Source organism: Myxococcales bacterium (genome assembly GCA_016706225.1).
GTDB lineage: Bacteria > Myxococcota_A > Polyangia > Polyangiales > Polyangiaceae > JADJKB01.
Window position 1 is genome coordinate 560,556 of sequence record JADJKB010000025.1, and the last position, 18,615, is coordinate 579,170.

At 68.5% G+C, this 18,615-nt stretch carries 18 protein-coding genes and 1 pseudogene; 15 read left to right on the top strand and 4 right to left on the bottom strand.

Translation table 11 applies throughout. The features are described 5' to 3' along the window. Positions 1-18 precede the first annotated feature (18 nt). From IPI67_40990 to IPI67_41010, 5 genes are all read left to right on the top strand, one after another. On the top strand, positions 19-600 hold the full coding sequence (locus IPI67_40990; GenBank protein MBK7586553.1) for a hypothetical protein: 582 nt from the start codon (positions 19-21) through the stop codon (positions 598-600). Between the two features lie 99 nt (positions 601-699). After that, complete coding sequence (locus IPI67_40995) at positions 700-2,112, top strand: AgmX/PglI C-terminal domain-containing protein (GenBank protein ID MBK7586554.1); 1,413 nt, start codon at positions 700-702, stop codon at positions 2,110-2,112. A 240-nt stretch (positions 2,113-2,352) separates the two neighbouring features. Continuing rightward, positions 2,353-2,916: a hypothetical protein gene (locus IPI67_41000; GenBank protein MBK7586555.1), complete on the top strand. Its 564-nt coding sequence runs from the start codon at positions 2,353-2,355 to the stop codon at positions 2,914-2,916. A 67-nt stretch (positions 2,917-2,983) separates the two neighbouring features. After that, the gene (locus tag IPI67_41005; GenBank protein ID MBK7586556.1) at positions 2,984-4,342 is read left to right on the top strand and encodes a hypothetical protein; all 1,359 of its coding nucleotides are present in this window, start codon (positions 2,984-2,986) and stop codon (positions 4,340-4,342) included. Positions 4,343-4,425: 83 nt separating this feature from the next. Next, a complete protein-coding gene (locus IPI67_41010) occupies positions 4,426-5,052 on the top strand; it encodes a polysaccharide export protein (GenBank protein ID MBK7586557.1) in 627 nt (208 codons plus the stop codon). A gap of 514 nt (positions 5,053-5,566) precedes the next feature. Here IPI67_41010 and IPI67_41015 read toward each other — a convergent pair. Continuing rightward, positions 5,567-6,628, bottom strand: coding sequence for a hypothetical protein (locus IPI67_41015; protein ID MBK7586558.1), 1,062 nt, complete (start codon positions 6,626-6,628; stop codon positions 5,567-5,569). A 75-nt stretch (positions 6,629-6,703) separates the two neighbouring features. On the opposite strand from IPI67_41015, the pseudogene maf reads away from it, so the two are divergent. The 5 genes and pseudogenes from maf (at position 6,704) to IPI67_41040 (ending at position 10,021) form a co-directional block, all read left to right on the top strand. Beyond that, positions 6,704-7,323 (top strand): annotated as a pseudogene (maf, locus tag IPI67_41020) (septum formation protein Maf). 65 nt (positions 7,324-7,388) lie between these two features. Continuing rightward, entirely contained in the window at positions 7,389-8,732 is a 1,344-nt protein-coding gene (locus tag IPI67_41025) for a glycosyltransferase family 39 protein (GenBank protein MBK7586559.1), read from the top strand. 50 nt (positions 8,733-8,782) lie between these two features. Continuing rightward, positions 8,783-9,046 carry a hypothetical protein gene (locus tag IPI67_41030; protein MBK7586560.1) on the top strand — a complete coding sequence of 88 codons (264 nt, stop codon included), beginning with the start codon at positions 8,783-8,785 and terminating at the stop codon, positions 9,044-9,046. Between the two features lie 10 nt (positions 9,047-9,056). Next, on the top strand, positions 9,057-9,230 hold the full coding sequence (locus IPI67_41035; GenBank protein ID MBK7586561.1) for a hypothetical protein: 174 nt from the start codon (positions 9,057-9,059) through the stop codon (positions 9,228-9,230). Continuing rightward, on the top strand, positions 9,194-10,021 hold the full coding sequence (locus IPI67_41040; protein MBK7586562.1) for an RluA family pseudouridine synthase: 828 nt from the start codon (positions 9,194-9,196) through the stop codon (positions 10,019-10,021). The genes IPI67_41035 and IPI67_41040 overlap by 37 nt, the downstream gene beginning before the upstream one ends. Before the next feature lie 217 nt (positions 10,022-10,238). Here IPI67_41040 and IPI67_41045 read toward each other — a convergent pair whose 3' ends face one another. Both IPI67_41045 and IPI67_41050 read right to left on the bottom strand, forming a co-directional pair. After that, positions 10,239-11,225 (bottom strand): flippase-like domain-containing protein, encoded by a 987-nt coding sequence (locus tag IPI67_41045; protein ID MBK7586563.1) that lies wholly within the window; start codon positions 11,223-11,225, stop codon positions 10,239-10,241. Next, the gene (locus IPI67_41050; GenBank protein ID MBK7586564.1) at positions 11,222-11,416 is read right to left on the bottom strand and encodes a hypothetical protein; all 195 of its coding nucleotides are present in this window, start codon (positions 11,414-11,416) and stop codon (positions 11,222-11,224) included. The genes IPI67_41045 and IPI67_41050 overlap by 4 nt, the downstream gene beginning before the upstream one ends. Positions 11,417-11,567: 151 nt before the next feature. Between IPI67_41050 and IPI67_41055 the strand changes: the two genes are divergently transcribed. Then, positions 11,568-12,593 carry a MoxR family ATPase gene (locus IPI67_41055; GenBank protein ID MBK7586565.1) on the top strand — a complete coding sequence of 342 codons (1,026 nt, stop codon included), beginning with the start codon at positions 11,568-11,570 and terminating at the stop codon, positions 12,591-12,593. Between the two features lie 18 nt (positions 12,594-12,611). Here the strand turns inward: IPI67_41055 and IPI67_41060 are convergent, their stop codons facing one another. Next, the gene (locus IPI67_41060; GenBank protein MBK7586566.1) at positions 12,612-13,406 is read right to left on the bottom strand and encodes an enoyl-CoA hydratase/isomerase family protein; all 795 of its coding nucleotides are present in this window, start codon (positions 13,404-13,406) and stop codon (positions 12,612-12,614) included. 315 nt (positions 13,407-13,721) lie between these two features. Between IPI67_41060 and IPI67_41065 the strand changes: the two genes are divergently transcribed. The 4 genes from IPI67_41065 to IPI67_41080 all read left to right on the top strand — a co-directional run bounded on the left by IPI67_41065 (position 13,722) and on the right by IPI67_41080 (position 18,565). After that, positions 13,722-13,952, top strand: coding sequence for a hypothetical protein (locus IPI67_41065; protein ID MBK7586567.1), 231 nt, complete (start codon positions 13,722-13,724; stop codon positions 13,950-13,952). After that, the gene (locus IPI67_41070) at positions 13,949-16,123 is read left to right on the top strand and encodes a beta-ketoacyl synthase chain length factor (protein ID MBK7586568.1); all 2,175 of its coding nucleotides are present in this window, start codon (positions 13,949-13,951) and stop codon (positions 16,121-16,123) included. The genes IPI67_41065 and IPI67_41070 overlap by 4 nt, the downstream gene beginning before the upstream one ends. Beyond that, positions 16,120-17,970, top strand: coding sequence for a 3-oxoacyl-ACP synthase (locus IPI67_41075; protein ID MBK7586569.1), 1,851 nt, complete (start codon positions 16,120-16,122; stop codon positions 17,968-17,970). The genes IPI67_41070 and IPI67_41075 overlap by 4 nt, the downstream gene beginning before the upstream one ends. A gap of 112 nt (positions 17,971-18,082) precedes the next feature. Further along, positions 18,083-18,565, top strand: coding sequence for a hypothetical protein (locus IPI67_41080; protein ID MBK7586570.1), 483 nt, complete (start codon positions 18,083-18,085; stop codon positions 18,563-18,565). Positions 18,566-18,615: the final 50 nt, after the last annotated feature.

Below are 18,615 nucleotides of genomic sequence, written 5' to 3' on the forward strand. Positions count from 1 at the left end.
GCCGCCTGTCCGGGCGCCGTGATCTCCGTCTTCCTGGTGGTGGTAGTAGCCGGCCTGTGTGTCCGGTTGAGCGTGCGGCGTTGGGCCTCGGTGGCGCGCGTCGAACGCGAGGCGATCCTGAGTGACGGGCTCGAGCGGGCGAACCGCGAGCGCCTGCTCGCGAAGCTGAGCGAGGACTCCGCACTGGGGCGCACCGCGCGCGAGGTGCTCGCTTGCCCGAGTCGCCCCGCGGCTGTTGCCACCCTCAACGAAACCCTCGGCGAGATTGCGCGGGAACTGGACGTGAGCCGGGAGGTTCCCCAGAGCGCCGCCCGCGTGAGCCTGGCCTGGGGCATGCTGGTCGCGCTGGTCGAACTGGCGCGGCGGCTGCCTGACGAAGGCGCCGCGGCCGCTGGGACCGCGCTGCCGGCCGCTGCCGTGGGCATCGCCGGTTCGATCGTTTGTACCCTGATCGGCCGATCTGCCGCCGAAAAGGCCCGTCGAAGCCGAGATGGCTGGGACCGGCTGGGGCGGATCCTCGAGCGACAGCTCACGGAGTCGGACAATGTGGGCGAGCGCTCGGGTTCGCAGCGAGTGGACCCGAGCCCGACCGCCGACTAGTCTTTCTTCCGCCCGCTGGGAACTTCCGGAACCCCGGGGCTGTCGGAATCAGCCGGCGTGGGGTCTTCCCACGACGTGGCCAGCGGAGAACGAGAGTCGATGACCCAGCAGACGCCGTACCAGCAGCCAGGCAGTCAACGACCCGGGCAAATGACGGCAGTGATGCGCGCCGTTGCCCTGAGCGGCCCCAAGGTGCTGCGCATCGGTGTCGTTCAAGGTGGGCGAATCATCGAGGAGCGCATCGTCAAGCAGCGCACTCACGTCACGGTCGGCCCAAGCGAAAAAGCGATGTTCGTCATCGCCACCCAGAACCTGCCGCCGACGTTCCGCCTGTTCGAGCTCGTCGGCAACGACTACTGCCTGAATTTTCTGGACGGCATGAGCGGCCGCATCGCGCTGCCGACCGGCATCTCCGATCTGTCCATGCTCAAGGGCCAGGCGCGACGCACGCCGCAGGGCGCGTATCAGATCCGCGTCACCGAGGACTCGCGCGGCAAGGTGGTCGTGGGCAACACCACCATCCTCTTCCAGTTCGTAGCGCCGCCGCCGGTGCAGCCGAAGCCGCAGCTCCCGGTCTCCGTCACGCAGGGTGCAACGAGCTTCGACTGGCCGACCACGATGATCGCGGCGTTCTCGTTCTTGCTGCATTTCCTCGCCATCGGTGCGGTGTATTCGGATTGGCTCGATCCGGTGTTCGACGACGAAGTGAGCGTCGCTGGCCTGATTGATTCGATGAAGGCGTTGCCGCCGCCACCACCGCTCGAGACCAAGGACGATGCAACGGACGACAAGTCCGAGAAGACCGAGAAGGCAGCGGAGAAGGCTGCGCCCAAGGACCCCGGCAAGGGCGCCGGCGCGCCCGCCAAAGGTGCGATGTCCTCCGCGCAACAGGCAGCGCTGAGCAAAGAGCTCGACAACCTGGAGATGGCGACGATTGGCGCGCTGTCGAGCCAGGGCCCGGCGACGGCCGGGGTGCTGAAGGGTGGCGAGGTGCCGACCGGCGCGCTGGACGCTGCTGCAGCGAGCGGCGCGGGTGTGTCGGCAGGCGGCATCGGTGGACTGAACCTGGGAACGGGCGGCGGGACGATCCGCCCCGGCATGGGTGGCTCAGGCCTCGCTGGTATGGGTCAGACCGGAAAGGCCGGCGGCACCGAGGGCACCGGCGAGGTGAAGAAGGTCCAGGGCCCGAAGGGCAGCGCCAACGTCGGCGGTCCGAACGTGAGCGGTGGCAACGTCAGCAACGCGGCCCGCGTGGTTGCGGGGATGCGAGCGGGCTTCCGCTCTTGTTACAACCGCGGGCTGGCGGAGAACCCGGACGCTCAGGGCAGCATTCGCCTGAGCATCCGCGTCGGCCCCGGCGGCGAGGTGCAGGGTGTGACGGCGTCGGCCAGCGGCAATCTTCCCGGGTCGGTCGCGAGCTGTGTGCAGTCGCGCGCCCAGGCAGCGCAGTTCGACCCGCCTGAGGGCGGGAGTGCCGTCATCGTGGTGCCGGTCAGCTTCGTGAAGCAGTAGGCAGACGCCCCCCCGTCCTACGAGTGGCGGCTCACCGGGCCCCCATAACGGCGGCCCCGTGGCCCGGGCTCTGAATACCCGTTGGCCCCACTGCATCGAAACCACCTGGACGTCCCGGCGTGCGGGCGCGAAGGCCTCGAAAATATGACGCTTATCCCGAATCGCAGGCGCGTTGACAGGGGTCGGTCAGGTTTCTATACTGGCCCGACTTTGCAGCAGGTTAGAGGGAGGACCGCGTCGATGCTTTCAAAGCGACTGTGGGGGATCGGGGTCGCAATCGCGATCTGGGGAGCGTTCGGCGTTGCCGCCGCGCAGGAGACAGCGCCGGCCCCGCCGGCGGACGTTACCACCCAGCGCGACGTCAAGCTGTCCCCCACTCAGATGCGGGACGAGGCCGAGACCTACCTGCCGGAAATGGAACGCGGCGCGAGCACCGTGCGGCGGCAACTGAGCGGCGCGCGAGAAAAACGCGACGTGGTCAAGGTGCTCTGCCTGAACGACAAGCTCAACCAGGTCGACGTGGCGACGCGCTCTGCTCGGGACCGCATGCCCAACCTGCGCGGCGCGGCCGAGAAGAACAACTCTGACAGCGCGCGCCACGAGTTCACCGTCATCCAGGTCTTGCGGGATCGCGTCCGGAGCCTGGTTGCCGAGGCCAATCAATGTATTGGTGAGGAGACGGGCTTCGTCGGAGACACCCAGGTGACCGTCGACGTCGATCCGACCCTCCCGGACGACCCGTCTATTTACCCGAACGACCCCATCCTCTCCCAGCCCCCAGTCATCGCCAGCCCGACCAAGTAAGCGCGCTCGCGTCGGGCCGCTGGATCGACTATCACCCTGTTCCGACCTTTCCGGACGCTGACCCGAAATGCGACTTCGTGCCTTCCTTGCGACGACCCTGGTCGCCGCCACCGTGAGCCTGTCCGCGACTGCGCAGACGCAGCCGTGGATCAAAGATCGGCGTTACGGCGAGGGCATGGGCTATCGCACCGGTAACCTCGAGTTGCATCCCGGAGTAGGCGCCGAGCTCGGCTACGACTCGAACTACTTCCTGACTGCGGACGACGAGGGTGACCCCATCAGCGTCATCCGCTTTCGTGTCACGCCGTCGCTGTCGCTCTCGACCCTCGGCCCGCAGCGCCGCGAGGGTGGGGGAGATCCACCGAAGCTCACCTTCCGCGCGGGCACCTTCCTCTCGTACAACAAGCTGTTCGCGACCGACTCCAAGAACGACACCGCGGTCAAGGACAACGACAACGCCGTCAACGCGGGCGTGAACTTCATCCTCGACGTGTTGCCGCAGAAGCCGTGGGGTTTCGACATGTACGGCGACTTCGTGCGCAGCGCGGAGCCGTCGAACTCGATCCAGGACAGCTTCGCTTTCGATCGCGACAGCCTGCGCCTGGGTGCAGGGCTCAACTGGCGGCCGGGTGGCGGCCTGTTCGAGTGGCGCCTCGGCTACGAGGTCAACTACAACTTCTTCGAGCGCGACGCCTACAAGAGCCTGAACAACTATCAGCACTACCTGAAGACGCGCGGTCGCTGGCGCTTCTTGCCGCGCACGGCGTTGCTCTACGATGGAGACGTCGGTTTCATCCGTTACACCGACGCGACGAACCTGCAGCACGACGCTCAGGTCGTGCGCAGCAAGATCGGCGTGAACGGGCTCATCACCAACCACTTCGCGCTCCTGGCAATGGCTGGCTGGGCTGCCAGCTTCTACGAGTCCCGCGGCGGCGTGCCGGTGCGCAACTACGACGGCCCCATCGGGCAGGCGGAGCTCAAGTGGTTCCTCCTGCCGGCGCCGACGCTGGCGCCGGACCAGGCGACGGTCGGCCTGTCGACCTTGGCCGTCGGTTACGTCCGCGACTACACCAACAGCTATCTGGCTGACTTCTACCGCCGAGATCGCGGCTACGCGAACTTCTCCTACTTCATCGCCGGCTCGTTCCTGGTCAGCCTCGAGGGTGGGTACTCGTACCTGAGCCACTCGCCGACGTTCTTCCCCAACGGCGCGCCGCGCAAGACCGCCTTCAGCCAGTCTCGGGCTGACGCGACGCTGTTTGGTGAGTACCGCCCGAGCGATAGCATCGGCATCAACACCACCTTCCGCTACGACGCCTCCCTCGGCAACGAGCGGGTGCCGATCGATCCGGCGGGGCTCAACCAGGACAACCTTCAGTACAACCGCTACGAAGTGTGGCTCGGCGCTCGCTGGTTCATGTGACCGGGCGCGGGGCCGCGCCGGACGAACGTTTCCGGTCGCGGACACATCTGACACCCGGGCCGCTTGCGGCGGTCGTTTCGCCCATGCGCCCCGAGCTTCTTCACCGCCTGCGCTGCCTCTTCGCGAGCGTCTTGCTCGCGGTCTACGGGGTGAGCGCGCTGGGCGCGTGTACCTCGGGGCAGGACAACTCGAAGGTGAAGCTGCCGCCGCCGATCGAGAGCACGACGCTCGGTCCTGGGGACGTGTTTTCGCTGCAGGTGGTCGGCGAAAAGGAGTTGCCCACCGAGTACCAGATCGCCTCCGACGGCACGGTCGACCTGCCCTACATCCACAGCTTGAAGGTTGCCGGGCTCGAGCCGCAGGAGGTCGCTCGCCTGGTACGCAAGCGGCTGATGGAGGAGAAGATCCTCAGCGATCCGAGCGTCGTCGTCTCGATCAAGGAATACAACAGCAAGCGCATCACGGTGCTGGGGCAGGTGGCCAAACCCGGAAGCTTTCCGCTCACGCCCGGGCTGACCTTGATCCAGGCGCTGTCGTTGGCGGGCGGGCTGAACGCCATCGCCAATCACGATCGCATCAACATGACCCGGCAGACCAAGACCGGGCGTACGACGGTGGTGATCAGCGTCGACGCGATCACGGATGGGCGCTCGCCGGACATCGCGCTTCAGGCTGGGGACTCAATCTACGTACACGAGCGCGTGTTCTGAGCGCCGAACCGACCCTCTTGCGCCGAGCGAGCTTTCCGGTGTTGCTGTTCGGCGCGACGCTGCTGACCTTAGCTTGCGCGTCCGTGCGCACCACGGGTCCGAAGACGAGCGCGGATCGGTGCGTCGACCGTTGTGACGAGGAGGGGACCCGCTGCGGGCATCCAACGCACCCCGACAGCTGCGCCGTCGAGCACGACGCGTGCGTGGCAAAATGCGAGTGAGGGGGGCGGCGGCGCACCGACTGGCGTGCGAGGCAGAAGGCGCAGAGACGCAGAGCCGCGGAGACGCAGAGAGCGCAAAGAGCGCAGAGAAATTCTTGGAGTGCCTTCTGCTAGCCAACGCAGCTCGCCGAGCTTGGGAACGCCCCCCACCGCTTCAACGAAGAGTCCCTCCTCGTCCTCTGCGTCCTCCGCGTCCTCCTCGTCCTCTGCGTCTCTGCGGATCTGCGGCTCTCCCAATGCCGCGGTGCGGCTCCTGCTCACGAGGTCCCGCGCAGGCGTGCCCTGGGCGAGGGTTATTCTTTTGCGTTAGCTGGTGTGTAGCGCGCGCCGAAGAAGAGGCGGAAGCGCGGGGTGGTCACGCCGGCAAAGCGTTCGGTGGCGGCTTGATCGGGGGTCTCTCGGGTCTCGCTCGAGAGGGGCAGGCCAGTGCCGCCGCCCAGGCTGAGGGAGAAGGCCGGGTCTTGCGTGGGTACCGAGCGCAGGCTGAGCAGCCACTCGGCGGGCACCAGCACGCCATCGTGGGTGCGAGAGGCCGAGCTCGTCTGGCCCGGCTGTGACACCAGCGATGGCAACATGAAGGCTTCGGCCTCGATGGACAGGTACTCGCGAAACACATCGACGCCCACACCAACGGCGGTCAGCAGCGCGGAGCCGATGCGCGCGGTCGCAAACGGGACCGACGGCCGCAAGCGCGCGGCGAGCTCGCCGGCAAAGTGGATGGGGCCCTGCTCCGTCGACATCGAGAAGGACGGCGCGAGCGTGAAGTTGCCCGCACCCGCGTAGCGGTGATCGTCCCCGAGCGGCACCCCGAGCTCGAGCCGCAGCTTTGCGAACGAGCGCGGTCCTGCGTTGTCGTGACCGAAGGGCAGCGTGAACCCGGCGCCGACGCGGGGATCACGCACGGCGGCAGAGCCCAGGGGCGGAGCGCTCTGGGATGTGATGCCCTCCGCGCCCGAACCGGTCTGGTGGAGCACGATGGGCGTCGCCAGGGAGAGCTCCAGGTCGGGTGTGAGGCCATAGGCGTAGGCCAGCGACAGGTCGACCACGCCGCGCACGACCGGGATGTCACGCCCGTCGGGATCCGGCGACGGGGCACGGAGTTGCACCGGGCGATCGAGGTAACTCGAGAGCGCGGCGAGGGCGAGGGTCCGATGCTCGATCGGCTCTGCGGGAGCGATGCTCACGAATCGGGTTGGCCCGGCGTGAACCCAGACGTTGTTGGTGTCGAAACAGGTCGACACACCGGATGCCGGAGCGCAGCCGTCCGCCTGCGCGGGTCGCACGGTGGCAGAGAGGCTGAGGGTGGCGGCCACCACCGAGAGCGCGCGGAAGGTGGGGAACCGGCCGGACGACATGTTCGGTCCGTTATAAACGAAGCGCGCCCGCGGCGCGCCCGGGGACCACGCGGACGGCGGGTGATGGGCTGTGGTATGCGAGGCCCCGTGATTGCCGAGCATTGCCCCTTGCTCCTGGGATCGGCCTCGCCCCGGCGGCGGCAGATCCTGGCGGATCTCGGGATTTTTGCGCTGCAGCGGGCGGGGAGCTCCGACGAGTCCACGCGCCGGGGGAAACCCCGAGTGAGTTCCTGGAGCGCATCGTGGCGGACAAACTCGCCGGGGTCGCGCCGCTCGCGCGCGATCTGTCCGTCGCCGCCATTCTCGTCGCTGACACCATCGTCGTCGTGGACGACGAGATCCTGGGCAAACCCAGCGACGAAGCGGATGCACGGACCCTGCTCGGGCGCATCGTCGGGCGCACCCACACCGTGTTCACGCGCTACGCCCTGGCGCTGCCGACACAGCCGGCCGTAGCGGTGTGCGCTCGCACGGTGCCCACGGAAGTCACGATGAGGGCGCTCTCGACCGCGGAGCTCCACGCCTATGCGGCAACCGGTGAAGGCTTGGACAAGGCTGGCGCGTACGCGGCTCAGGGCATTGGCTCCTTCCTGATCGAACGCCTCGACGGCTCCTACACGAACGTCGTCGGCTTGCCGGCGTGTGAGCTGGTGCAGGACCTCTGCCGTCTGGAGCTCCTCGAGCGATACCCGTGACGCCGCGCCGCCGAGCTGTGGCGCTTCGCGCCTGGGCAAGGGCGCCGGCGCCGCTCCGAGATGGCGTGTTGATCGGTTGGTTCGCGCTGGCCTTGCGAGCGGCGTTGGTGGGCTGGGCCGCCGGCCGATTTCCGCCCGTGGCCGACGCGGGCTTCTATCACCACCTCGCCACACGCCTGAGTCAGGGGCTTGGTTACACCTGGCAGTGGGCGGATGGAGTGGTGACCTACGTTGCTCACTACCCGGTGGGTTACCCAGCGCTGATTGCGGGGGTGTACCGCGTGTTCGGGGCGGAGCCAGGCGTTGCGATGGCGCTGAACGCCGCGTTCGGCGCGGTCTCGGTGCTGGCCGTGCATCGCATCGCGGCGCGGGGGGCGGCGCGTCTGGGGGCGCTGGTTGCCGCGCTCGCGGTTGCGCTGCACCCCGCGCTCTTGTTCTACACCCCGGCGCTGATGACCGAAGGCATCACGGCCTCGCTCCTGGCGATCGCCGCCTGGGTGGCAGTGCACGCGCGCGATGCTCGACGCCCACTTCGGTCCTGGATCCTCCTCGGTTTGATCCTCGGAGTCGGTACGCTGGTGCGCGGTCAGACGTTGCTCGTTGCGCCGCTCTTCGGCGCGCTGGCTGCGTGGCGAAGTCGGGAGGTGCGGCGGGTCGTTGGCGGCGCGCTGCTCGTGACCAGCGTGGCGTCGCTCACCGTGTTGCCGTGGACGCTGCGAAATTGTCGGCGCATGGACCGCTGTGTAGTCGTCAGCGCGAACCTCGGCTGGAACTTGCTGATCGGTGCGACGGAGAGCGCCACCGGCACATTCGTGCCCATCGCAGGAGAGACGGTGCCCGAGGGGTGTCGTCAGATTTTTGGCGAAGCGGCGAAGGACAGCTGTTTTACGCGAGCGGCGCTCGGCGCGATCCGTCAGCACCCCGGGCGATGGCTGGCCCTCGTACCGAAGAAGCTCGCTTACACCTTCGAGTACTCGGGAGCGGCGGGTTGGTATCTGCACGCCGCGAACCCCGAGGCCTTCTCGGCCGAACGGGAGCGGGCGCTGGGGGTGCTCGAGACGGGGTTCGAGCGTGCTTTGGTCTTGCTCGCGCTGCTCGGCGTGGCGCGCGCGCCGGGCTCGCGGCGCGGTTTGCGGCTGGGGCTCACGGTGGCGGGGGGGCTGACCCTGCTGTCGCCCGTGTCCTGGCTGGCCCACGTGTTGTACTGCCTCGGGGCGCTCAGCCTGGGGCGGACGCTCGGCGGCCACCCACCCATGGCCGTGGCGGCGGCCGCAACGCTCGCGACGCTCGCGACCCACGCCGTGTTCTTCGGTGCCGGTCGATATTCGCTCGTCCTCTTCCCGCTGGTCGCGGCGGCGGCCGGACTTGCCCTGGCCCCCCGTCGGGCGGCGGAAGCCCCCGCGTTTTGACATTCCAAGAGCCGCCGGGTGATACTTCTCTCCGAAAGGGACGCCCCGAGATGCCGCTCATCGAGACCGAAGAAGCCGCCCGCCGGCTGGCCCGCGCCATCGCCAGTGATCTTTCGCTCTACAACGAGGAAAAGATCGTGCGCGGCATCGAAAAAGACTCCCTGTTCGACGAGCTCGCCGAGGAGATCGAGGAGGGACGCGCGCTCTACAAGAGCCGTGTCGCCCCGGATCTGTACCAAAAGAATTTCTACGACCGGGCGCTCGTGGACATCTTGGTGAAGTCGAAGGGGCACATCAAGAGCGTGATCTGGTAGCGGGCGGCGAATGCCCCGCTTCGAGATCGATGCGGAGCAGGCGGGGGAGCGAGTCGACAAACTGCTCACGCGCCTGATGGGTGGGATTTCGCGCGCGACGATCCAGCGGTGGATCGCCGAGGACCGCGTGCAGGTCGACGGGACCGTGTGCCGGGCCAGGACGTCGTGCGCGCCGGCGGCGTGATCGAAGTGGAGCCGGGGGCCGCGCCGCCGAGCGAGGCCACACCCGATCCGAGCGTCCCGTACAGCGTGATCTACGAGGACGCGTTCCTGTGCGTCGTCGACAAACCGGCAGGGGTCGTCGTCCACCCGGCTCGAGGTCACTGGCAGGGAACCTTGGTCAACGGGCTGCTGGCGCGGGAAGGTTTCAGCGGCGCGCCCGGTGATCCCCTCGATCCGGCCGGCGGCCTGCGCCCGGGGATCGTGCATCGCATCGACAAGGACACCAGCGGGATCTTGGTGGTGGCGAAGGACACGACAACGCGCGAAGGCTTGAAAGAACAGCTGGCGAGTCACGCCATGGAGCGGGAGTACCTGGCCCTGACCCTGGGCGTGCCGGCGGCGGGGCGGATCGAGACGCTGCACGGGCGCGATCCGAAGTCGCGACTGCGCTTCACCACGCGGGTCGAGCGCGGGCGCGGGGCCGTGACTCACGTTTCGGTGCGAGAGGTACTTGCGGGCGGCGGCGCGGCGCTGGTCGTCTGCCGCCTGGAGACCGGTCGCACGCACCAGATCCGCGTTCACCTGTCGGAGTGCGCGAAGAACCCGATCCTCGCGGACAGCCTGTACGGCCGGCGCCCGGCGGACTCTCGCATCGCGGAGATCGCGACGGGGCTCGGGCGCCAGGCGTTGCACGCAACGACCTTGGGCTTCGTTCATCCCGATAGCGGCGAGACGCTGCGCTTCGAGTCGGCGTTACCCGCGGACATGCAGCGCGCCCTCGCGGCGCTGCGCCAGTTGGACGCGCGGCGCTAGAGCGCCGAACAGGTTGAACGTCGTTTGTTTTCGGGGATTTGCAAGGTGTTCGGCGCTCGCGCGCGGAGCGCGCACGGCCGAAGGCCGGGGGTTTGGGGCGCAGCCCCAACGTAAAGGTCCTAGAACACGAGCAGCGCAAGCTGAGCGGTGTTCTAGAGCGTCGAAACAGGTTGAACGTCGTCTGTTCTCAGCGACTTGCAATGTGTTCTAGGCGCGGTCAAGCGCCGGGAACCTCGATCTCGGTGTCGGCGCCTTCGCGCATCAACTTCGGAAAGCGCGCGCGGAGCACGGCCAGGGCAAGAAATCCAACCAGCACGGCCCACCACAGCGTCGCGAATCGGATCAGGATCATGGCGCTGGTCGCGGCGCTGTGGGGCACTCTCGCGAGCCGGACCAGCTGCTCTTGGATCATCGCCTCGGCCACGCCCAGACCGCCGGGCACCGGGATCACCGCGCCCGCCAGCGTGGCCGTGGCGTAGAAGAACATCGCGAGCGGGGCGGGGAGATCCACGCCAAAACCTCGGACCAGGATGTAGAGCGCAAGGCCCTCTCCACCCCAGCCGAGGACCGACAGCAAACTCGGATACAAAAGCGCGCCGGGGCTGGCCACGATGCGCAAGCTGTCGAAAGACTCGCGCAGCTTCGGTGCTGCGGCCGCCGCGCGGCCCGGACGGCGTTCGAGGCAGCGGAGCAGCGCTTCGCCCGGGGCGCGCCAGATCACGAACAGCAAGCCCAGACACACCGCGACGCTGCCGATCCCCGCCCACACGAGGCCGCCAGAAAAACCGAGGCTGCCAACCACGATCAACACGATGACGCCGATGACGTCCGTCAAGCGTTCAGCCACGACGATGGGAGCGGTGCGCGCAGCGGCCACGCCGTGGGTCTCCGCGAGCACCGCGCTCTTGAACACCTCACCGACCTTGCCGGGAGTGACGGTGAGCACGAACCCCGAGAGGAAGACGAGCAGGCTGTCGAGCTTGGGGATGCCGCGGATCTCGAGCCGAGCGAGGTAGTACTCCCACTTGAGGAAGCGCAGGCCGTAGTTCGCCGTGGCCAGGCCGAGGGCGAGCAAGAAGGCGCTCCAACGGAAGCTGGTCAGCGACTCACGGATCGAGTGAAAGCCCGCCCACGCGACGAAGACGCCGTAGACAGCGACGCCGAGCAACATCGCGATCACGATGCGGCGCAGGAATCGTTTCATCGAGCGCGTCGCCGCCTCTTGCGGAGCACGAAGTAGACGAGGCCCAGGAGCACGATGCTGCCGCCCAGGAGCCCGATGCCCCAGGCGGGCCAGGCGTACTTCCCGCGCGCCAGCCCCGGCGGGGGGCGTTCGACGATGATCCGGCTCGTCCGAGCCGGCGCTTCGCCCGCGTCGCTGCCCTCGCTCTGCACGAGACGCCGGCTACCACGCTCCGAGGATCAGGGGCAACCGAAAGTCAGCGTCCGTTCGCTGGCCGATCGAGGCTTTTCTCGGGGGGGCGAGTCCGGCTGATCCAAGCTATGCTCGCGCCCCTTGCCGGCCACGGGTCGGCACTGATGCACCGTGACCGAGACTTCTTCACGCTCCGCGACTGACCGCCCCAGCGACCGAGAGCTCCTCGAGAGCTGCGCGAAAGCATGTCAGCGCCTGACCCAGCAGGTCGCGCGGGTGGTCGTGGGCCAGGAAGACGTGGTCGAGTTCATGCTGATCACGCTGCTGGGGCGCGGGCACGCGCTCTTGGTCGGCGTCCCCGGTCTCGCCAAGACGCTCCTCGTATCCAGCGTTGCCCGTGCGCTGAGTCTGAGCTTCGGCCGGGTTCAGTTCACCCCCGATCTCTTGCCGGCGGATATCACGGGCACCGACGTGTTGAACGAGGTCGAGATCGGCGGGGCGCTGCGCCGCGAGGTGCGCTTCATGCCGGGGCCCATCTTCAAACATCTGGTCCTCGCCGACGAGATCAATCGCACACCGCCCAAGACTCAGGCTGCGCTCTTGCAGGCCATGCAAGAGCGCCAGGTGACGGTCGGCGGAGCGACGCATGCGTTGCCGGATCCGTTCCAGGTATTTGCGACGCAGAATCCCATCGAACAGGAGGGAACCTACCCGCTGCCCGAGGCGCAGCTCGATCGTTTCCTGCTGGAGGTCCACGTCGACTATCCGAGCGAGGTCGAGGAGCGGGAGATCGCACGCCGCACCACCTCGGGGCCGATGGCCGAGATCGAACCGGTGCTCAGCGCCGACGAGATCCGCGAGCTGGGGGCGCTGGTCCCGCGCATTCCTGTGACGGACGAGGCCGTCGATCTGGCGGTGCGCCTCGCGCGTGCCACGCGCCCCGATGGACCGGACGCGCCCGACGCGGTGCGCTCTTATGTGCGATTCGGCGCGGGCCCCCGCGGCAGCCAGGCCTTGGTGCTCGCCTCCAAGGCGCGGGCTGCGCTGCGCGGCGAGCCGGCGGCGGACGTGGATGACGTGATCGCACTGACCCTGCCCGCGCTGCGCCACCGCATGGTTCTGTCCTACCGCGCGGACGCCGATCGGGTGCGCGACTCCGATGTGCTGGCCGCCGTGAAGCGCAAGCTCGGAGTCTGAGCTCGCTCCGCTTGCGCGTCAGCGGGCCCGGAAATTCGCCTGGCGTTTGCTGCTGTGGGCGGCGAGCCCTTCCGTGGCATCGTCGGTGGCGGCGAGCCCCGCGGCGAGCTCACGCTCGAGAGCGAGCCCCTGGTCGAGGGGCAGGTCCACCGCGGCTTGAACCGCGCGCTTGATGCGGCCGACGGCCAGCGCGGCTTTGCGTGGCGGGGTGAACTCGTGGGCGTACTCGGAGACCCGCGCGCGGAACGACTCGAGCGAGTCGGTCTCCCAGATGTAGTGCAGCAGCCCCCACTCGAGGCCCTGATCGAGGGAGAAGTCCTCGCCTTCGATCAGGATCTGCATCGCGCGCGGCTGGCCAACGAGGCGCGTCAGGCGCTGGGTGCCGCCCGTGACCGGCAGCACACCGAGCTTGACCTCGGGGAGCCCGATCCGAAACGGCCCGAGCCTCGCGATGCGAATGTCGCAGGCCATTGCGATCTCGAAGCCGCCGCCCGTCGCGTGGCCATTCAGCGCGGCAATGCACAGCTTCGGGGTCGCTTCCAGCCGCTGCAAGGTCTCGTGCGCGTGCAGGGAGAAGTAGTACTTGAAGGTCGAGTCGCTCTCGCGGAGCATGTCGAGATCCGCGCCGGCCGAGAAGTGGCGGTCACCCGAGCCCGTGAGCACGATCACGTGCACGTCCGGGTCGAAGCGCGCCTCGACGATCGCGTCGTCGAGCTCCTTCATCATCTCGTGGGTGTAGGCGTTGACCGGCGGATCGTTCAGTGTGAGGACCGCGACGCCGCGGTCCGTCTCGTAGCCGACGAGGTTGCCCATCTCCCGCTCCGCCTCCAATTTACGCGAGAACCGCGCACCGGGAGAGTACGATCCGATCGCCCGCCGCGCCGCGGCTCTCACCCCGGACGTGCGCCCTGCAGATTTCACCCAGCAAAGGGCCACGTTGACCGGGCCGCTGCGTGCAGGCGGCCATCCGCCGCCGACTCCCAGGCCCACGATCGTGGCGGCGGCGGCCCTCTGGCCGGGGTACTGTGCCGGAGCTTCTGTTCCTGCGAGTTCGCGCTATGCTGCGAGAGAAGCGCCCCTGGGCCTGCCGTGGATCAAGAAGACCTCAAGCGATCAATCAAACAGCTCATCGTCGAGGAGCTAGATTTGAGGGACCACACCCCGGAAGACATCGGCGACGACGCGCCGCTCTTCGGTGCCGGCCTCGGGCTCGATTCACTCGACGCCCTGCAGCTCGCCATGGCCATCGAGGAGCGTTTTGGCGTGCGTCTGCCCGAGGGTGAGGCGGCTCGCCCGGTGTTCGCGTCCGTGTCGGCTCTCGCCGGGGAGGTAGCGCGCTCACGTACGGGCACCGAATGAGGGGTCGAGCCGAACGCGTGTGTGTGACCGGGCTCGGCGGGATCTCGGCGTTGGGCGGTACACTGCCACGGAGCTTCGCCCGCCTGTGCGCCGGTGAGACTGGGATCGGCCCGCTCACGGCCTTCGACGTCGGAGGGCAACGGGGGCAGCTGGCCGCCGAAGTGGGTGAGCTCGCGGCGAACCTCCGGGCTCTCGAGGCTCGAGAAGACTGGTCGCGGAGCGACATCCTTGCCCTCGCAGCCGCGCGGGAGGCCATCGCGAGCGCCGGCTTGACGGGATCACTCAGCGACACGGCGCTGGTCGTCGGGGGGACGACCGGCGGGATGCGGGAGGCGGAGACCCTGCTGGCAGGTGATCCGCAGCGGCTCAGTCAGAGCGCGGCTCGGCGGCTGTTGTCCTATCCGCTGTCGACCTCGGCCGAGCAGCTGATGCAGGCACTCGGCACCGGGGCGAGTGGGGCGTCGCTGTGCAGCGCTTGCTCGAGCGGCGCCAACGCGCTCGCGCTCGGGGCCGGCTCGATCGCTTCGGGTCGCACGGCGCGGGCACTGTGCGGCGGCACGGACGCACTGTGTCGGCTGACGTTCTCCGGCTTCAACGCCCTGGGTGTGATGGCACCGGAAGCGTGCCGACCGTTCGACGTGCAGCGCACGGGACTCGTGCTGGGGGAGGGCGCGGCGTTCCTCGTGCTCGAGTCCGAGACCGAGGCGCGGCGGCGCGGTGCCAGGATCTTGGCTTGGCTCGACGGCTGGAGTGTGGGAGCCGAAGCCCATCACATCACCCACCCGGAGCCTTCGGCCGAGACGGCGGCTCGGCTGCTGATGCGGGCGCTCCGTCGCGGCGGAGTCGAGATCGCGGAGCTCGACTACGTCAACGCCCACGGTACCGCGACCGCGCAAAATGACGCGGCAGAGGCTCGGGCATTTGCGCGGGCGTTCGGTGACGATGCCGGGCGCATCTACGTCTCGTCCTCCAAGGGACAGGTAGGACACACCCTCGGCGCGGCTGGCGCGCTGGAGGCAGCCTTCACTGTCATGGCGATCGACGCCGGGATGGCGCCTCCAACCGGTGGGCTCGTCACCCCGGATCCGGAGCTTCACCTTCGCCACGTGATGGGTCGGGCGGTTCCCGTGGCGATTCGGACTGCGGTCTCGACCTCGTTCGGTTTTGGTGGTGCGGGCACCGTGCTCTTGTTCAGCCATCCGGACCGTGAGCTCACGCAGGCCAGGGAAACGAATATCCCGCTGCGCGTGGTCTCGGTCGCGACGTTGTCGGCTGTCGGCGTGCGCCGGGACCAAGACGTACTGAGTCGCGCCGACATGAAGGCTGTAGAGCCGCAGCGACCTTGGGTGGAGTCGTTGGAAGCGGCGCGTTCACGCCGCTTCGATTCCGCGTCGGCGATGATGACCGTTGGCGCCGGCGAGACCCTGAGGGAAGTAGCTCGACCCGACAAGGAAGTCGGGTTGGTCGCAGGCTCCGCCTACGGCAACGTCGAGCGCTCGGTCGTCTTCCTTCAACGCCTCTTCAGGCAGGGGCCACGTTTCGCCAGTCCTGCGGATTTTCCGCACCTCGTGCCCTCGGCTGCCGTCGGCAATGCGTCGATCTACCATCAGCTGGTGGGCCCGGTGCTGGCCGTCGCAGATCTGGTGACCAGCGCGGAGTCCGCCTTCACCGTGGCGCTCAGCTTGCTCGAAGATGAACAGGCCGACGCCATCGTGAGTGCATCGGTCGAGCCGCACGACGGCGTGGTCGAACGCGTGCTCGGACCGCTGTGTCTGGACCAACCGCCAGAGGGTACCCGCCGGGGTGAGGGTGGGAGTTTCGTGCTCCTCGCCCGCGGTCGAGAGCCGGGTGGCGTCGAGGTTGTCTACTGGTCCGATGCCGCGAAGCCAGGCTCCTTGCCCATCCCCGCAGGCGCCCGCTCCGTGGTGGTGCGGAGCGGCGGCGCTGAAAACGAGGCTTTTGTCGCTGCTTCGGGCTGGCGGGGGGTACGCTGTTTCGCGCCGGCCATGGACGGAATTCCCCACGAAGCGCGCGGCGGATTCGCACTGGCCCATGCGGTCGCATTGCTCTTCGCTGGCGAGGCCGACGAGGCCCTCGTCGCGGCGGTGGGCAAGGGCAAGAGCTACGCTTTCGTGTTCAAACGCGAGAACCTCGGCGACGGGAACGGATGACCGCAGCCATCGTGGCGTTCGGGGCCGTATCCGCTCAGGGGCGAGGGCGCGCGGCGTTTGCCTGCGGTGATGCGGGTGAGCCCGCGAAGTGTCTCGTTGCCCGCGACCCGGAGCTCGCAGCCGCGGGTCTGTGCAAGCCGTTTGCCGCGCGTGTGCCGGACTTGTCGCTCCCCGAGACCCACGACCGCGCTCGAGAGCTCCTGCGCATTGCGGCCCTCGAGCTGCGCACTCAGCTGGAGCGCGAGCTGCCGGACTACCGCTCGCGGCGTGTGGGTCTGGTGATCGGGACCTCGGGCGGCGGCATGCCGAGCTTTCAGCGCGCGATGCTGGAGCTCTCACTCGGGCGCACGCTGTCGACCGAGCTTGCGCGCGCTACGCCCTACTTCGGCCCGCTCTCGGCGATCGATGCCGTGTTCCCGGTCGATCCGGCGTTGCGCGTGCAGATCCTCGCGGCCTGCGCGTCGTCGACGTTTGCGCTGGGGCACGCGCTCGCATGGCTCGAGAGCGGCGTTGCAGAGTTGGTGATTGCCGGCGGTTACGACGCGCTCTCGTCCTTCATCGCTGCGGGCTTCGAGGCCCTGGGCGCCACCTGCGCGACCCCGACGCCGTTTCGACTCTCTCGTGCCGGCCTCGCGCTCGGGGAGGGGGCCGCGCTGGTTGCGTTGGTGCCGACTGCGTCCGCGCCGAAGGGCTGGGTGCTCGGCTTCGGCGCGTCGAGTGATGCCGTGCACGTTACCGCGCCGGACCGCACGGGTTCAGGCTTGGCCCGCGCGGCAGAGCAGGCGCTAACCCGGGCCGGTTGCGGCGGCGAACGGCTGCGCCTGGTCAACGCCCATGGAACCGGGACGTCCTACAACGACGCCGCCGAAGCGTTGGCGATCGACCGGGCGCTGGGGACGAACGCGAGCGCGGCCGTCGTGCACGCGCTCAAGGGCACGCTCGGCCACACCCTGGGTGCGGCCGGAGTGCTCGAGGTGTTGTCCGCAATCGACGCGCTCGAGCGCAGGCTCGCGCCTGCCACCCACGGTTCGGGTGAAGTTGAGCCTGCGCTCCGCGCGCGACTGCTCGACCGCACCGAAGCCGCAAGCGACGGTTTGTGTTTGAAGCTCTCGAGCGCCTTCGGTGGTGCGAACGCGGCACTCGTGCTCGGCAGAGACGCTGCGCCCGCGCCCATCGCGCCCCTCCGGCAGGTAGCACTTTTGGCGGTTGCGCCTGCCGTCGAATCCGCAGATGCAGCGAGCTTGACGGGTCGAGTCCTGACCGAGCCGATGAAACTCCGGCGCATGGATCCTCTGTCGCTCCTCAGTGTGGGCGCGGCACTCGGGGTCAGCGACCGGTGTCCACTCGGGCCGGCCGCGGGGGTCATCGTGGGGACCGCCATGGCGACCCTCGAGCAGAACGCCGCCTTCGAGCGCCAGCGCCTGGCACGGGGAGCCGAACCTCGGCGCTTTCCCGCGACCTCGCCCAACCTGTGTGCGGGGGAAGTCAGCATCGCGCTCGGGCTCCACGGTCCGAGCTTCAGCGTCGGCGCGGGGCCGAGCGCCTCGCTCGAAGCGCTACTCGTGGCCCACGATTGGATCGCCTCCGGCTGGGCGGACCAGCTGGTGGTCATCGCTGCCGAGTCCGTCGGCGTCGTGGCATCGGGGCTCTGGCAGGCAGCCGGTTGGCCTCTCCCCGCACACGGCGCGGCGGCGGCGGTCCTGGGGGTTGCGACGACACAAACGCCCCTTGCCCGGCAGCGTCTGGCGGACGCCGCCAGGGCCGCGCAGGCGGCGGACGGAGCCCTCGGTGGCCGGCTTCCGGGGTGGCCCACGTTTCTCGAAGCGTTGGCGGGCCTCGGCCCCTGAACGGGTCCGCCTCGGTCGGGAAGAGCTTGCCCCGACCATTTTCGTTTGGCAGTGTGCCGTTGGGAATTGCCCCGGGCCACCGGCGCGTTGACCTCGAGACCCACCCGAACCCATGCGCTTGAACGAGTCGATCTTCAGATACCGTTGGCTCTTGTTGGTGTCCCTGGCGGCGTGCGGGGGTCACACCATCCCCAATACCGACGTGGACGATACCGACGACAATCGCAAGGTCGTCACGTTCTGCGAGGAGTATCGCCGCGCGGTCGAGGGGAAGAAGATCGGCTTCCTGCTCCAGCTTGCCGACCCGAGTTACTACGAGGACGGCGGCAACAACGACGCCACCGACGACCTGGACTACGCCGGGCTGCGGTCGTACCTGGAGGACCGCTTCGCAAAGACGAAGGGGATCCGCTACGAGATCCGCTATCGGCGGGTGGCCAAGGGTCGCAAGGACACCCTCCTGGTCGACTACACCTACAGCGCCAGCTACAAGATCCCGAGCGACGGGGGAGACGTCTGGCGGCACGTCGTTGCCGACAACCGCCTGGAGCTCTTGCCGGTCGGGGACAGCTTCAAGATCATCTCGGGAATGTGAGCCTTCGCTCGGTTTGACACGCCGCGTCAGCGCGGAAGTTGGTGCAACGA

What these genes read in the sequence shown, in the direction of transcription:
- IPI67_40995 (MBK7586554.1), top strand. Translation starts at nt 700, where the DNA reads ATGACCCAGCAGACGCCGTACCAGCAGCCAGGCAGTCAACGACCCGGG.
- IPI67_41000 (MBK7586555.1), top strand. Translation starts at nt 2,353, where the DNA reads ATGCTTTCAAAGCGACTGTGGGGGATCGGGGTCGCAATCGCGATCTGG.
- IPI67_41005 (MBK7586556.1), top strand. Translation starts at nt 2,984, where the DNA reads ATGCGACTTCGTGCCTTCCTTGCGACGACCCTGGTCGCCGCCACCGTG.
- IPI67_41010 (MBK7586557.1), top strand. Translation starts at nt 4,426, where the DNA reads ATGCGCCCCGAGCTTCTTCACCGCCTGCGCTGCCTCTTCGCGAGCGTC.
- IPI67_41015 (MBK7586558.1), bottom strand. Translation starts at nt 6,628, where the DNA reads ATGTCGTCCGGCCGGTTCCCCACCTTCCGCGCGCTCTCGGTGGTGGCC.
- IPI67_41030 (MBK7586560.1), top strand. Translation starts at nt 8,783, where the DNA reads ATGCCGCTCATCGAGACCGAAGAAGCCGCCCGCCGGCTGGCCCGCGCC.
- IPI67_41035 (MBK7586561.1), top strand. Translation starts at nt 9,057, where the DNA reads ATGCCCCGCTTCGAGATCGATGCGGAGCAGGCGGGGGAGCGAGTCGAC.
- IPI67_41045 (MBK7586563.1), bottom strand. Translation starts at nt 11,225, where the DNA reads ATGAAACGATTCCTGCGCCGCATCGTGATCGCGATGTTGCTCGGCGTC.
- IPI67_41060 (MBK7586566.1), bottom strand. Translation starts at nt 13,406, where the DNA reads ATGGGCAACCTCGTCGGCTACGAGACGGACCGCGGCGTCGCGGTCCTC.
- IPI67_41070 (MBK7586568.1), top strand. Translation starts at nt 13,949, where the DNA reads ATGAGGGGTCGAGCCGAACGCGTGTGTGTGACCGGGCTCGGCGGGATC.
- IPI67_41075 (MBK7586569.1), top strand. Translation starts at nt 16,120, where the DNA reads ATGACCGCAGCCATCGTGGCGTTCGGGGCCGTATCCGCTCAGGGGCGA.
- IPI67_41080 (MBK7586570.1), top strand. Translation starts at nt 18,083, where the DNA reads ATGCGCTTGAACGAGTCGATCTTCAGATACCGTTGGCTCTTGTTGGTG.